Annotated in this window: 12 protein-coding genes and 1 riboswitch; of the genes, 5 read left to right on the top strand and 7 right to left on the bottom strand. The window is 44.7% G+C overall.

Annotated elements, in window-relative coordinates:
- Nucleotides 1-110: 110 nt before the first annotated feature.
- Nucleotides 111-1,229 carry a polysaccharide export protein gene (locus tag R7Z10_RS01805; protein WP_017820139.1) on the bottom strand — a complete coding sequence of 373 codons (1,119 nt, stop codon included), beginning with the start codon at nt 1,227-1,229 and terminating at the stop codon, nt 111-113.
- 458 nt (nt 1,230-1,687) lie between these two features.
- Between R7Z10_RS01805 and R7Z10_RS01800 the strand changes: the two genes are divergently transcribed.
- On the top strand, nt 1,688-2,581 hold the full coding sequence (locus R7Z10_RS01800) for a hypothetical protein (RefSeq protein ID WP_054700627.1): 894 nt from the start codon (nt 1,688-1,690) through the stop codon (nt 2,579-2,581).
- 69 nt (nt 2,582-2,650) lie between these two features.
- Here the strand turns inward: R7Z10_RS01800 and nfsA are convergent, their stop codons facing one another.
- The gene (gene nfsA, locus R7Z10_RS01795) at nt 2,651-3,373 is read right to left on the bottom strand and encodes an oxygen-insensitive NADPH nitroreductase (protein WP_170893944.1); all 723 of its coding nucleotides are present in this window, start codon (nt 3,371-3,373) and stop codon (nt 2,651-2,653) included.
- A gap of 195 nt (nt 3,374-3,568) precedes the next feature.
- On the opposite strand from nfsA, the gene R7Z10_RS01790 reads away from it, so the two are divergent.
- Both R7Z10_RS01790 and R7Z10_RS01785 read left to right on the top strand, forming a co-directional pair.
- Nucleotides 3,569-4,210, top strand: coding sequence for a MarC family protein (locus tag R7Z10_RS01790; protein ID WP_005374889.1), 642 nt, complete (start codon nt 3,569-3,571; stop codon nt 4,208-4,210).
- 190 nt (nt 4,211-4,400) lie between these two features.
- A complete protein-coding gene (locus tag R7Z10_RS01785) occupies nt 4,401-5,273 on the top strand; it encodes a patatin family protein (protein WP_005374891.1) in 873 nt (290 codons plus the stop codon).
- A 53-nt stretch (nt 5,274-5,326) separates the two neighbouring features.
- Here R7Z10_RS01785 and gbpA read toward each other — a convergent pair whose 3' ends face one another.
- The 3 genes from gbpA to R7Z10_RS01770 all read right to left on the bottom strand — a co-directional run bounded on the left by gbpA (nt 5,327) and on the right by R7Z10_RS01770 (nt 9,324).
- Entirely contained in the window at nt 5,327-6,790 is a 1,464-nt protein-coding gene (gene gbpA, locus R7Z10_RS01780; RefSeq protein WP_104976409.1) for an N-acetylglucosamine-binding protein GbpA, read from the bottom strand.
- Between the two features lie 98 nt (nt 6,791-6,888).
- Nucleotides 6,889-6,989, bottom strand: a riboswitch (cyclic di-GMP riboswitch).
- Between the two features lie 272 nt (nt 6,990-7,261).
- Nucleotides 7,262-7,762: a fasciclin domain-containing protein gene (locus R7Z10_RS01775; RefSeq protein ID WP_005384595.1), complete on the bottom strand. Its 501-nt coding sequence runs from the start codon at nt 7,760-7,762 to the stop codon at nt 7,262-7,264.
- 80 nt (nt 7,763-7,842) lie between these two features.
- Nucleotides 7,843-9,324 (bottom strand): deoxyribodipyrimidine photo-lyase, encoded by a 1,482-nt coding sequence (locus R7Z10_RS01770; protein ID WP_318103765.1) that lies wholly within the window; start codon nt 9,322-9,324, stop codon nt 7,843-7,845.
- Between the two features lie 108 nt (nt 9,325-9,432).
- Between R7Z10_RS01770 and R7Z10_RS01765 the strand changes: the two genes are divergently transcribed.
- Nucleotides 9,433-9,738 (top strand): DUF6482 family protein, encoded by a 306-nt coding sequence (locus tag R7Z10_RS01765; protein WP_054700633.1) that lies wholly within the window; start codon nt 9,433-9,435, stop codon nt 9,736-9,738.
- 68 nt (nt 9,739-9,806) lie between these two features.
- Here the strand turns inward: R7Z10_RS01765 and R7Z10_RS01760 are convergent, their stop codons facing one another.
- Nucleotides 9,807-10,787, bottom strand: coding sequence for a rhodanese-related sulfurtransferase (locus R7Z10_RS01760; RefSeq protein ID WP_017634441.1), 981 nt, complete (start codon nt 10,785-10,787; stop codon nt 9,807-9,809).
- A 463-nt stretch (nt 10,788-11,250) separates the two neighbouring features.
- Nucleotides 11,251-12,546, bottom strand: coding sequence for an alpha/beta fold hydrolase (locus R7Z10_RS01755; RefSeq protein WP_017820146.1), 1,296 nt, complete (start codon nt 12,544-12,546; stop codon nt 11,251-11,253).
- A gap of 210 nt (nt 12,547-12,756) precedes the next feature.
- On the opposite strand from R7Z10_RS01755, the gene R7Z10_RS01750 reads away from it, so the two are divergent.
- A complete protein-coding gene (locus R7Z10_RS01750; protein ID WP_005462693.1) occupies nt 12,757-13,914 on the top strand; it encodes a D-alanyl-D-alanine carboxypeptidase family protein in 1,158 nt (385 codons plus the stop codon).
- Nucleotides 13,915-13,969: the final 55 nt, after the last annotated feature.

Here is a 13,969-nt window from a genome sequence, read left to right as displayed (position 1 = left end):
TGTATGCTTATGATCTCAACTGAATTGCTGGCTTCTTTACATTGCGCAATTGAGCTGAGTAGCTATCGATTACGTGCCGCAAGAGATAATTTTCTTGCGGCACGCTGTTTTTACGGCCAAGTGCGTACTCGTAGTACACCTTCGGTTAGTTCATTAAAGCCGGAAATGGTTGGAACGAGTTGAGCAATCACACGATTCCAACGACTAACAGGTGCAGCCGTCACATAGACTATGTCGTAAGGGTTGAGATCAAACTCAGTACCAATCACCAAAGCAGAAGCGTCAGAAACATCTAGCTGATAAATGTCCGCCATTTTAGCTTCTTCTTTTGAACGTCTGATGACAAACACACCGGTAGCATCTGCGGAGATTTCACTGATACCACCAACGCTGCTAAGAGCCTCAGTAAGGCTCATGCCGCTACGATCAATTTTGAGTAATTTCGGATCGTTAACCTCGCCCATAACAAATACTTTTTGCGCATCGTTTCGAGGAATATGAACAATATCACCAGGCTTTAGAAGGCGGTTTTGAGTTAAATCGCCTTGTTGCATCAGAGCATACAAAGAGACGTTTTCAACAACGCCATTGCGTGTCAGTGTCGCATTACGCCAATCAGCCTCGGCAGCCAGTCCGCCAGCTCTATTCACAGCATCTAGAAGTGTAAGGGGGATGTTTGTAATTGGTTGTTGTCCTGGCTTGTTAACTTCGCCAGTTACATAAGTCTTTTTAGAGCGAAATGCCGCAACGCTTACATCGACCTGTGGGCTCTCAATGTATTTTGCAAGGCGGCTTGCAATGTCTGCACGAATCTGACGTACGTTTTTGCCTTCAACATGTACGACACCTATGTAAGGGTAGAAGATCGTGCCATCCGAATGCACCCAGTTACCCGCTTCGGCTGAGCTTCGGTATGAGCCCGCTGGGATCGTTAGCTCTGGGTGATCCCAAATAGTGATATTTAGGATATCGCCAGGTCCTACTTCGTATTCATATTTTGCGATTTCAATATCTAACTCTGGGTTTGGTTTTGAAAAAGGGTCCACTGAATTTAAAGACGTTACGCGCTCCAAAGTTAAGGGATAAACGGTAACCTGAGACTCTATATCACTCGATTCAGTGCTCATGACTGTTTTGTCACTGACCGAAAGGTGGCTACCAGGCAAAGTACACCCTGTAAGAAGGATAGGAAGTACTGATATCCCCAAAAATTTATTAAATGTGTTCATTGGTTTATAACTACCGAAAGAAAGTTTGCCGACTGAAATTGATTCATTCTAATTGAACTGCATTTCATCAATATTGATGATTTACTGCAGTTTTAAGCCTTTAGAAAGCGAGTCCATTCAGAATTATTTGTGTAATAAACACTCCAAATGGCTGCTAGCGACTTAGAGCTCTTAGTTTCATTAATGAAGGTGTGAAAATCCGACCCACAAAAAATAGTCAACTATTATCCATCTGGTTGCAATAAAGGCAACAAGTTACTTGAAAAAATACTGACGAATACATGACAAAATTGTGTCTATTTAACGTTATTGAGATGAATGCATGATTTTGCACAAGCAAACAGGCAGTAATGTGAAAAAACTCATGCCAAAGTTGTATGCATCCTATTTACACTATATGCAACTGCCGTTATGCTTCGTGTTGCGGTCGGATATAACAACAAATATTGGAGCTAATTTTGAAAATCAAACTTTTAACGGCAAGTGTGGCTGCTGTTCTACTAGCAGGTTGTGGTAGTGACAGCGATCCTGAGGTAAAAACATACTCAGTACAGGCTTATGACCCAGCTGTTATCGGCATGGAAGTATCTTATGACTGTGGTGGAGACTTAAAAGGTCAGGCTGATGAGCTAACAACAAACTATGAAGGCATGGTTGGTAAAGCTCGCATTAGCCATATCGACGTAGTGAGTGCACCAGGTGAATGTACTTTCACATTGAAGCATACTGATAAGAGTGTAGATGCATCTAACGGAAAACCTATTACGTCTGATTACAAGATTCCTAAAGGTCTTGCCCAAGCTGACTCTTTAGTTACAGGTTCTCCATTTACAACGTTGGTAGCTAACTCTCTAGATGACGGAGAGGTATACTCATCAGATACTGCTGAAAAAGTATTTGCCAATTTAGGTATCGATATCAATGCAAGTGGTAAAACAGTTGACGAAATCCTTCGTGATACAGAGTCTGTAGTTGCTAACCTTCAAAGTGAAGGCGGCAATAGTGAACTTGCTACGAAGCTAGTTGCTACGGCAAATATCGTGTCTGATATCATTAAAGCGGACCCAACAGCTGCACCTGAAGCCGTGGCTGTAGCTGCAAAATCAATGGCAGAAGAAGTGATTGCGAAATACCCGCATTACCCTAAAGCAGGCGCGGATTCTGAAGAAGTGATTTACGTAGAAATCTCTGAAGAAGATACGAAGAACGTTGTTGAGCAGGTTGAAAAAGACATTGCTGCAGGTAAGCCTGTAGACCAAATCAAACCTACCGTTCCACCAGTTCCAGATGCGAAGCCTGGTAAGCCAGTTGATCCGGTTGCTCCACCATCAGGCGGTTCAGGCGGTAACTAAGCAAGTTTTTGCTGATAAATTCTAAAGGCCTCTTCAGAGGCCTTTTTTGATCCTATCGTACTGTAGTCATCACCTTTTAGTGAGCCCTTTTCTGTTTAAGTAAGGCAGGATGTGCGGACGTGATTCGCCAGCCAGTTTACTGGTGACTTCTTGTGACCAAGTACTCTGTTTTTGATTGCTCGAACGGTTTGCATAGTAGTTTTGCATAGTTTGGTCATACGTCTGAATATCATCCAAGCTTAGGTCTTGATACTGATTTTCATGCACCACGACATGCTTAGGTAGGCGAGGTTTTACTTCAGGGGCTTGATCTGGATGACCAAGACACATACCAAATAAAATGGCGGTATTTTTAGGTAAACCTAATAATTCGTCTACTTTTTGGGCATTGTTTCGTAAACCACCAATATACACACCTCCTAGTCCCATCGACTCCGCCGCAAGCAAGCAATTTTGTGCCATGATGCCCGAGTCTACAGCGCCTATTAGCGTTAACTCGGTAAAATCAGCTTGAACATCTGGGTTGATACTGGCGTGGCGCTGGTAATCAATACAAAACACCAAAAACTCAGCCGCGCTTTCAACGTACCCTTGATTTCCGGCATATTGAGCTAATAGCGTACGTTTTTCTTTGTCGGTCACGCGGATAATTGAAACGACTTGCAACATGCTTGATGAGGACGCCGCAAGGCCGGCTTGAAGAATGGCATCTAATTGTTCGCTCTCAATCGGTTGTGAGGTGAATTTTCGAATTGAGCGGTGATTGAGAATTGTTTGAATCGTGCTGTTCATGGTGACTTAACATCCCCTGTTACGTGTAAAGGCTGAAGACTCACCTTAGCGACATTTGATGAGTCGGTAAACTATCTCAAAAGAAAAACAATGCTTGGCGCATAAGTGTGAAGACGAATCGAGAATACACCACTCGTTCTGTTTGAGAGCGTATATACTGTTTTTAGAATCAATAATTTAAATGCAGTGGAAAATATGAAAGAACTCATTGTTCATACAGTTACGGTGTTTATGGGCTTCTTTGCCATCATGAACCCTATCGCCAATATTCCCATCTTTTTGAGTTTAACTGCTGATGAAGATAAAGAAACCATCCGTTCTATTGCGCTCCGCTCGGTTTTTATTGCATTTATTATCATCGCGATATTTTCTATTGCCGGTAAGTTAATTTTTGATTTGTTTGGTATCACGCTTTATGCATTGCGAATAACAGGCGGCATTTTGGTGTTTTTGATAGGTTTTAACATGCTTCAAGGTGATTCGACGCATCAGAAAACCAAAGAGAAGGCGTATTCACCAGCTCAGCAACGGGCGGCATTGAGTATTGCAGTGTCTCCACTGGCGATGCCAATATTAGCTGGGCCTGGAACGATTGCTACCGCGATGAACTTTGCGACAGCGGGTGGTTTCGATCAAACCATTATTACTATCGTTTCTTTCGCTGTCCTGTGTGTGATCACCTATGTACTGTTTTTATTTGGAGACAAATTGGTCAAAGCGGTTGGGCCAAGTGCTCTAAATGTTGTGACGAAAATGATGGGCTTAATTCTAGCGGTTATTGGTACTCAAATGTTCATTGATGGCGCGGGCGAAGCCTATAAAACGGTTTTCTCCTAGATTTCTCTTAGGCATTGCCACCTTGGTTCAACCCGCAATTACATTTCTAACGGGTACGGATTTTTTGAACTTTAGTTTTCATTTTCTAAGAGAGAAATAAATAGACTTCACCTATTTCAATAATAAGAATATTCAATTGTTGTGATTGCACGAATTTCATTACTCTTTTGGCAAGGAGAATGGGGGAAATATGGCAACAAAAGCAATTGTAGTAGAAGGTGGCGCGATGCGAGGCGTCTTCGCAAGCGGAGTGTTAGATGCGTTTTTAGAGCAGAGTTATAAACCGTTTGATTTTGCAATCGGTGTATCTGCTGGTGCATCAAATTTGATTGGGTATTTGACCGACTACCCGCATCGCAGTATTAACGTCATTACTAAGCTGGCCACAAGCAAACGCTTTTTTGACCCGACTCGCTTCGTTAAAGGTGGGGACCTCATCGATGTGAAGTGGCTGTTTGAAGAATCTAATCGCTTGTATCCCGTCGATGAAAATAAACTGTTTAATGGCGTTCCTTTTCTCGCAGCGACAACAAATGTAGATACAGGGCAGGCAGATTATTACCGCGTGACACGTGATAATTTTCACCATGCGATTGAAGCGACAACAGCATTACCGATTGCCTACAAGCATACCCCTTGTTTTTCTGGCGGTTGTTATACCGATGGTGGGGTCGCTGATTCTATCCCAGTGCGTGAGGCTTATCGTCGAGGGGCTCGCGACATAACCGTAGTACTCTCTCACCCACTGAATTATGCCAAAAAGCCAGTTAAGACCACATGGCTGATGAAGAAACTTTTTGCGGAGCACCCCAAAATGGCGGATGCGATGTTAAGACGTGCAGATAACTATAATCAATCATTAGAGTTTATTCGTAACCCTCCACCAGGAACACATGTTAGGGTGATTGCCCCACCAGATAATTTTCATGTTCAGCGCTTATCAATGCGACAATCCGTTTTACTAGAAGGGTATGAAATGGGGCTGATTGAGGGGCGAGCGCATCTCACTAGTTTATCTGGTGTTCATGGTTTAGACCGAGAAAGCTGTCATTTTTGCGTTTGATTGTAAAAGAGCCTCATCGTGAGGCTCTTTTTACGTAACGTTCAAAGGGTGATTTAGTTGACTTTATCCCAAGCCATCTCCCAGTGTGAACCTATTCCAGGCTCGTAATGGTTTGCGCTTTCTTTCCACTGCATACAGTAACCAGAGTATGGGAAAGGTTTACATTGATAAATGCCCCCGTCGCTGGCAAGCACTTTTGTGCCCGCCGTGTAGCTAGATAGTCCTTCAGGGAAGACAAAATCGTACTCATCAGATGGTGGTGGAGTAACTGACTCTTCTTTTAAGTGAAAGTCGAGTGTTTGCTGATCCACCAAGTTGCCATCTTTATCCTTAATACGTGTTACGAGCATATGGTGACCCGGCTCCGATTTACTTAAAGCGAGCGATATCGCCTCTACCGAGCCGTCTTTCATTTCGTTTGCCCAACTTGCAAGTGGTTCGCGATGGTGATTGTAAACGGTGAGTTCTGCATTTAAATCGCCTTCAGCAGTTAGTGTCAGATCCAACGTTGTCGGTGTTGACTCAATGATATACTCGTCTGCTAAGCCATCTACTGTGAGTGAGTATTCTGGAACAGGAGTTTCAATGTTATAGCCGATCTCTACTCGCTCAAGGCCGCTATTTGCTTGCAGATACACCGGATTAGTACCATAAACAGGAGTGAATTTATCCTCTGCATACTGCCCGGCTTGCAGTTTTGCTTGTTCTTGGTTTAGCTTAGTCGCGAGTGCGTAAGACCAGTTTTTCGCTTGGCCCATTGCTGCATCGGTAATTTCTAGTTCAGTTCTATACGCCACGTTTTCACCTGCTTGATCAAATACGCGTGTATAAACCGAATCCCCAATATTTAAATCCATTGTAGGAATAATTTGACCGCCTTGCTTCCAATCTGGAATAACGGGACTGTCACCATCAAATTTCACATCGATCACGTTATAAAATGAGGCTGCAGTGTCGCCAACATCCCATACTGCCAGGATGACATGGTATCCCTCGCGAGTAGGCACATTACATTGATGGCTTACCTGTTTCGGGGGTTGAACCATATTGCCGTCGACGACACAGAAAGGAGTTAGATCAAAAGAGTCTCGTGATAGTGAAGCGTTTGGGTTCCAATCAGGCTTGGTGATGTAATATTTCCAGTCGCGCGTCACGTGGTTAGCGGTAAATGTCCATTCAAAAGTTTGTGTACCTGCTTGAATAGGGCGTTTTACCCAACGGTCGGCAGTTTGCTCATCAAGGGCAGCTGCTAAAGCGGTTTCGGCACTCGCTATTTTACCATCGCGAGGCCCTGTTTCGGGAAAGCCATCAGGGCCTTCAACGCTTTGCGGTTCATATTGAATCGCACCGCAGTTATTATTTTTTTCGTTAGTATCTGGCGTTGGATACTTACATAGTGCCGAGCGACTTGCAGCGACACCACCATTGGTTTCTGATACATAACCGTGAGCCGCAGCACCTGAGCTAATGCTCGCAAGTGCTAACGCGAGTACGGATTTGGTTGGAAATGATTTCATCACATGTCCTCTGTTATGGCTGACAAACTAATGTCACACCCCGGCGCATGCTGAGCATAAAGCAACGCTACAGCAATTGGACTTCTGTAACACTGCGTTATGGTAACCCCGCTATCATGAGCATTCTTTTAGATTTTTAAATGCTGACAGACCGGAAGCTTTGCGTCCCACCCTTTCGAATGGTTTGCCGAAATGTGATTGAGCAGCCAAAATTTAGCTTAAGAATTTACATGTGGAAAAGTAAACGTCACTGACATGGAATCCTGTTCTCAAATTGAAAGATAACGATATCTTAACCTCGTCAATATTGTGCAGTGTCGTCTTGCAAGATATTGATTTTAATTTTGTTTTTATATTTTTTATAGCCACAGTGAATGAATGGAGGTTTGTTGGGGATAAGTGGAGAGGAACCGTGCTAAGGGTGGAAGAAGTTCTGTCTAAAGGGCGGAGTGTCCCGCCCTCTGAATGGTGTTATTTCGGCATGATGACAGTATCAATCACGTGAATGACACCGTTTTTAGCTTTCACATCGGTTGCAATGACATTTGCATCGTTAACCATGACTTTATCGCCCATGGTTTTAATCATCACATCTTGCCCCTGAACCGTAGTCGCTTTGTCTAGCTTAACAACATCGGCAGCCATCACTTTCCCTGGGACGACGTGATAAGTCAAAACAGATACTAACTTGTCTTTGTTTTCCGGCATTAAGAGCATGTCGACTGTGCCGTCTGGCAGTTTTGCAAAAGCGTCATCCGTTGGTGCAAAAACAGTAAATGGGCCTTCCCCTTTGAGAGTGTCAACCAAGCCCGCTGCTTTCACCGCAGCAACAAGCGTATTGAAAGAGCCGTTTTCAGCGGCAACGTCGACAATATCGGCTTTCATCATGCCATGCTCATGAGCCTTGACGGGAAGCATAAAAGATAATGTCGCCATCAGTGTAGCCGCGATAACTAAGATACGTTTGAACATAGTGTGTTCCTTACTAGTTGAGGGTACAGCGGGTTCCCTTGAGTGTGTTTGCATTTGTACGCATCGTGATTGAAAGATGATCATCGCGTCCTACTTTCTTTTGAGGGCCTAACATGTCGCGCAAGAATTCGTCTGCCTTCTTGTTTCACATCGGCTCGTTTCCGCCACGCCCATAAGCGCTCTCTTGCTGCCTTAGCTGTGTTGTCTGGTGCGATAATAGGTGCAAGGTAACGGCTATCTGGCTGCAACTGATACATGACAGCTTCCATCTGGGTCATTGTCCAGGGCTCGAATAAAAGAGGGGGAGGAACCATTTGTAACTCAGGCACCCACTTGTAGATGAACGTACCGTTAGGATCATGTTCTTGGGCTTGCTTGATCGGATTATAAATACGGATTGTGTTAGTCCCGGTTACTCCTGCTTGCATTTGGAATTGTGGGTAATGAATTCCAGGCTCAAAGTCGAGAAATAGTTGCGCTAAATGCGTTACACCTACTCGCCAATCCATGTTCATGTGGTGAGTAAGAAAGCTAACCAGCATGGCACGCATGCGAAAGTTAATGTAACCAGTGTGGTGCAAACAGCGCATGCAGGCATCAATCAAAGGTACGCCAGTATGCCCGGATTTCCATGCTGCTAACTTTTCTTCATCGAAAGTACTACTTTGTCTAATCAATGGTTCGTAAGCCCGATTAACGCAGTAAAACTCCATGTCGTATTCCGATTCGAATTTTTGGATGAAGTGACAGTGCCAATGAAGCCGTGAAGACAATGCAATTAAGCTGCGACGAAATCCAGCGACTTGCCAGTGTTTCAAAAGGTATTGATAAACTTCACGCAAGGATATGTTACCCCAAGCGAGGTATGGAGAAAGTCGAGTACAGGCTGTGCGTGAGGCTGTGGGACTAGAAATGCTTCGATAGTAATCACGACCTCGACGATGAAAAAAGTCCTCTAGTGTTTTCCAAGCGAGCCGGCTTCCTCCCGTTTGCATTCCTTTGCATTTTGATAGCCAGGATGATGGTGGCGAAAACGAACAGCCGAGAGCTTCTGCATCCAATGAATGCAATAAGTCGGTTTGGAGCTCAATAGGGCTTATTGAGGCTCTCATGACAGAGTCCCAATGTTTGTCCCAACCTTGCCGGCTTTTTGCACCTCTGATAACAGCACCGTGTTCGAACTCAAACCAGTCGATGTTCTGCTCATACAGCCAAGCGGCAACTTGTTTGTCGCGCTCAAAGGTGCAGTTGAGTCCTATTTCTTGGTGAGAAAAAACAGCGTTGATTTGATATTGCGCTTGAATTGATTGGAAACATGCTAAGGCATCGTCATACAGCACCGTGATTCGATGCCCATAGGCTTTGAGCGTCTCATCCATGTCTTGCAGTGATTGCCAAACAAATCGCCAGTGGCGCTCAGAATAGTGTGGGTTATTCAATAGCAATGGTTCAACAATATATAAAAGCACAGTTGGGTGCTTTGTTGATAATGCTTGAGTTAGTGGTTGATGGTCAGTCAGCCTTAAATCTCGTTTTAACCACACGACATTGATTGTTTGCATCGGAATCCTCTTTGTTTCCGATGTTGTACGCAAGTAAACCGAAGAAATCTCATCCAATGATCGGTTTTATTCCACAAAACGTAGAGGTAACTTTTAGGGAGGTGACACATGGCAATACCATTGAGTAAGTTACAAAAATACTTCTATGTAGACAAATTGGTCATTCATTCGCTTGATCTCGCATTGTACCAGGCATCTGTCGTGATTGATGGAGAAGCGCAATTTATCACTAATGACAACGGTACCTTTTTGAGGGCTCATTCCCTGATCGAGATGCAAAAGAAGTGCAGGAATATCAAAGCAAATAAGCAGGTTTTAGTGCATCAAAGTGCTTATGATGAAATGGTGGGGTTACCCGAAGGTAAAAGAGGCAATCAACTAGAAGTATTGGTGAGGGATACAAAATTGTATTGAAAGAGTATTGGTGCGTAGTAAAAGCGAGCCACCTTACGGCAGCTCGCTAAATATAAGGAGAGTTGGGCTTAGTCTTGTTTACGCTGCGCTTCTTTTTGCGCGTACTTAGCGGCACGTCGAGCTTCTCTTTGCTTGGCACTTTCACCACCAACATGCTGCTCGCCTCGCTGCTCTGCAAGAACAATTTGTTTTTCACGCTCGCGGAATCGAGCAATTTGTTCTTCTGAGTGTGTGCCGTGACATTTTGGACAGCTCACGCCTTGCTCGAACAATTCTGACTGTTTGTCTTCTTCAGTTATCGGTAGACGACAAGCGTTGCATAAATCATAATCTGCTTTTTCTAGCTGGTGGTTCACTGCAACACGCCCGTCAAATACGTAACAATCGCCTTCCCACATGCTCTCTTCTTGAGGAACTTCTTCAAGATATTTAAGAATGCCGCCTTCTAGGTGGTAGACCTCATCAAAGCCCTGTTCTTTCATGTAAGCCGTTGATTTTTCGCAGCGGATACCACCGGTACAGAACATCGCAACTTTCTTGTGTTTTGCCGGGTCCATGTTTTCTTTTACATAGTCTGGGAATTCACGAAAGGTTTCAGTATTTGGGTTTACAGCGCCTTTGAATGTCCCGATCTCGATTTCGTAATCATTACGTGTATCGACAACAAACACTTCAGGATCAGCAATAAGATCGTTCCACTCTTGAGGTTTCACGTAAGTCCCCACTACGTGGCGAGGGTCTATACCTTCAACACCTAATGTTACGATCTCTTTTTTCAATTTCACTTTGGTGCGATTGAATGGCTGGGTCTCAGAATACGACTCTTTGTATACGGTGCCAGTCAAACGAGGTTCGTTGTTTAGCCACTCCAGTAGCGTATCAATACCTGCACGATCAGATGCAACAGTACCGTTGATACCTTCACTTGCCAGTAGTAATGTTCCGCGAATATGGTGTTTTTCCATCAACGCAAGTAATGGCTCGCGTAGCTCTTGATAGTTATTCAGCTCAACAAACTTGTACAGCGCACAAACTACATACTGACTCATGAGGTTTCCTTTAAAAATACAGGTGGTCAACGACCTTAAAATTTTAGCGGCACGAAGTATACCTGACTAAACTAGTCGGAAATACGGACAAATTATACGGATATTATGAGTAGGCGGGGCCTGGCGGTCTTTGATAGGGGGGGCATGTCCGCAGGTGAAGCCGCTATGTGTTCAAATTATAAGCATTAATTATAGTGAGTCAGGTAGGTTGGGGCCGATACTTTTGGTTTAAATTTATGTTGTTATTCTGTTTTAGGCCCTTCAAAAAAGTTAGGCGCAAGAAGCACCAAATAATCACCGGAGTCATTGACAAGGAAAGGACATGTCGCAGTTTTATACATGAGGTGGTGAGGGATAAAGGTTTAGGGACAAAGAGTGAATGACTGATCGCCATTGTTCATAAACCGCTATAAACGCCTTTTCACCACATACTGAAAAGGCGTATTTCTAATTTCTGCCGTGCTTATTTCAACGTAGCTGCGGTCTGTTTGCCCATGGCTATGAGCCTATCGAGAATACGTTCACCGTCGGCACGTAAACCGTTGTGCTCGTACTCATTGGTGATCCACGCTTTTGAATTTGGTATTAACGCGAGCGTCTCTCGACTGATATCCATTTCAACAAACATATCATCGGCGTAAACGGCGCAACTGACAGGCACTTTGTTCTGAGCCAGTTGTGTTTGATCGTACAGCGTTGTCCAATCTTCTTTCGCTGCCAATATTTCTGCGGTGTCTTTTAGTGGCTTGAGGTTAACGTATTGGTCGAACATCCATGGGAAGACCATTTCCCCCGTAAAGTAAAATGGCTTGCCAGATTCATAATTAAACTCTGATCGGGTTTGGCGAACGCGGTGCGCACTCCAATTCGACGCGAAGCTTTGACAGTAAATCGATTCATGCAAAATGGCGTAGATCGGGTTGGTTTGGAAGTTTTGCTGCGCCAACATATCGTTTAAGAACTCATAACGAAGTTGTGGTTTGCCGTTCACTTCAATCAACGCGCTTTCTAGCCAATAGTAAGTTGGTAAGAAAGTATCACTCACACCAAAGTTGATGCCGATTTGTTGAAATTGCTCCACCGTGAAGCGTTGACCATTTGGTAGGTACTCTTCATTTTCCAGCAAGTGATTCGCAATGTTTTGGCAAAGTTGTTGCGCACTTGGAAATTGTTGGAAGAACGCTTGGTTTTTCTCCATGGTGCGTTTGAAAGTGGCTTCATACACATCGTCGGCATGACGTGAGACTGATGGCACGCCACCTGTGATGTAGCTTTGTAGCAAGCTATCTGGGAACAAAGACAAATAGGTGAGGGAGCAAAACCCACCAAAGCTTTGACCTAAGATCGCCCATTTTTCGACGCCAAATTGCTCACGAATGTATTCCGCGTCGCGCACGATGTTATCCGCTCGGAAGTGGCTCAAGTAGTCTGCTTGTTGCTCTGGCGTGAGGTGAGCAAGCGTCTGGTGATTAATTACGCTGCTGTTGCCCGTACCGCGCTGGTCGAGAAGCAAAACTCGGTACTCTTGCAGGGCGCGTTTTACCCAGCCGTTATTGCCGTTTTGACGTGGAGAGGGAAAGCCAGGCCCGCCCTGAAAGTAAACCAACCAAGGTTTGGTCGATTCTTCATCGCCAACTAGGCAAACCGAACGGGCGAAGACTTCAATGGTGCCTTTGCTCGCGTCTTGGTAATCCAGAGGAACGGTAAAACTGTGGGGAGTGTAATGCAATCCTGCGTCGATAAATGATTGAGCGTTCATTGTTATCTTTATTTCCTTATTGAGGGGTAGCGCTACTTTACTGCGAATGGCGCGAAGAACCAACGCTATTTCCCAATTGCCTCTTCAGTTCTATACCTTGGTCAAATCAATGTAAGTTCAAGAAAATGAAACGATTAGCGACTGGTGCAACTGGTTGAGTGAGCTATGCTCAATAGAGTTGCGACAAAGTAAGAGCATGGAGGAAGTCGGATGAAAGTGTCACTGGCTCGATGGACAATTGTGACTTGTTTAATAAGCGTACCTACTTTTGCCGTTGTTACGCCCAACCCACCTCAGTTACAGGCAAAAGGCTACGTATTAATGGACTTTCAATCCGGTGCCATTATTGCCGAGCATAACGGGCGAGCAGGCCTTGCTCCGGCGAGTTTAACCAAGTTGATGACCGCTTATGTAGTTGGACAAGAAATCAAAGCGGGGCGTTTGAAATGGGATGATGTTGTCACCGTGAGCGAAAATGCGTGGTCGGCCAAGTTTCCCGGTTCTTCTAAAATGTTCATCAAACCGAAAGATGAAATTAGTGTTGCGAACTTAATGCGCGGCGTGATCATCCAATCAGGAAATGACGCGTGCGTTGCACTGGCTGAGCACGTTGCAGGCAGTGAACGCGGCTTTGTCGCCTTGATGAATGGTTGGGCGGAGAAATTAGGACTGCAAGACACCTATTTTGTGAACTCCCATGGTCTTGATAGTGATGGCATCCAAACCTCACCAACCGATATGGCAAAACTCATGCAGTCGATCATCAGCGATGTTCCTGATGTGTATGCGCTATACAGCGAGAAAGTCTTCAAGTGGAACGACATTACACAGTACAACCGCAATAAATTGCTGTGGGACAATTCCATTGATGTCGACGGGGGAAAAACCGGCTACACCAGCAATGCCGGATACAGCTTGGTGAGCTCGGCCAAAGAAGGAAGAATGCGCCTTATTTCGGTGGTGATGGGCACGCCGAGTAAACAGGCTCGGATCAGCCAATCGAAGAATCTACTCAGCTATGGTTTTCGTTTTTATGACACCAAGCAAGTTGCTAAGCAAGGCCAAGTTGAGTCTAAAGTTCGTGTTTGGAAGGGAAATACCAATCAAGTTGAGGCGATCTTTGCTAAAGATGCCTATCTCACTCTGCCTCGTTCAATGACGGCTGGGCTTGATAAGAGTGTGGTGTTAAATGAACCGTTGATTGCGCCGATCGCGCAAGGAGATGAGATTGGTAAGGTCGTTTGGAAAAGCGATGACAGTACCGTGGCGAGTTATCCCTTGGTCAGCAGCCAAGCGGTAGAAGAGGGCTCGTGGTTCGGTCAGCTTTGGGACAGTCTGGTGCTGTGGGTGAAATCGTTCTTTAACTAGAATAAAAACGAGCAGAAGTGTCTTTCTGCATTTTTTTGTTGATGGCCGCCCAGCT

Source organism: Vibrio sp. Vb1018, assembly GCF_033338775.1.
GTDB lineage: Bacteria > Pseudomonadota > Gammaproteobacteria > Enterobacterales > Vibrionaceae > Vibrio > Vibrio alginolyticus.
Note: the sequence above shows the minus strand (reverse complement) of the source record. Positions and strands in the feature narration are given on the sequence as shown.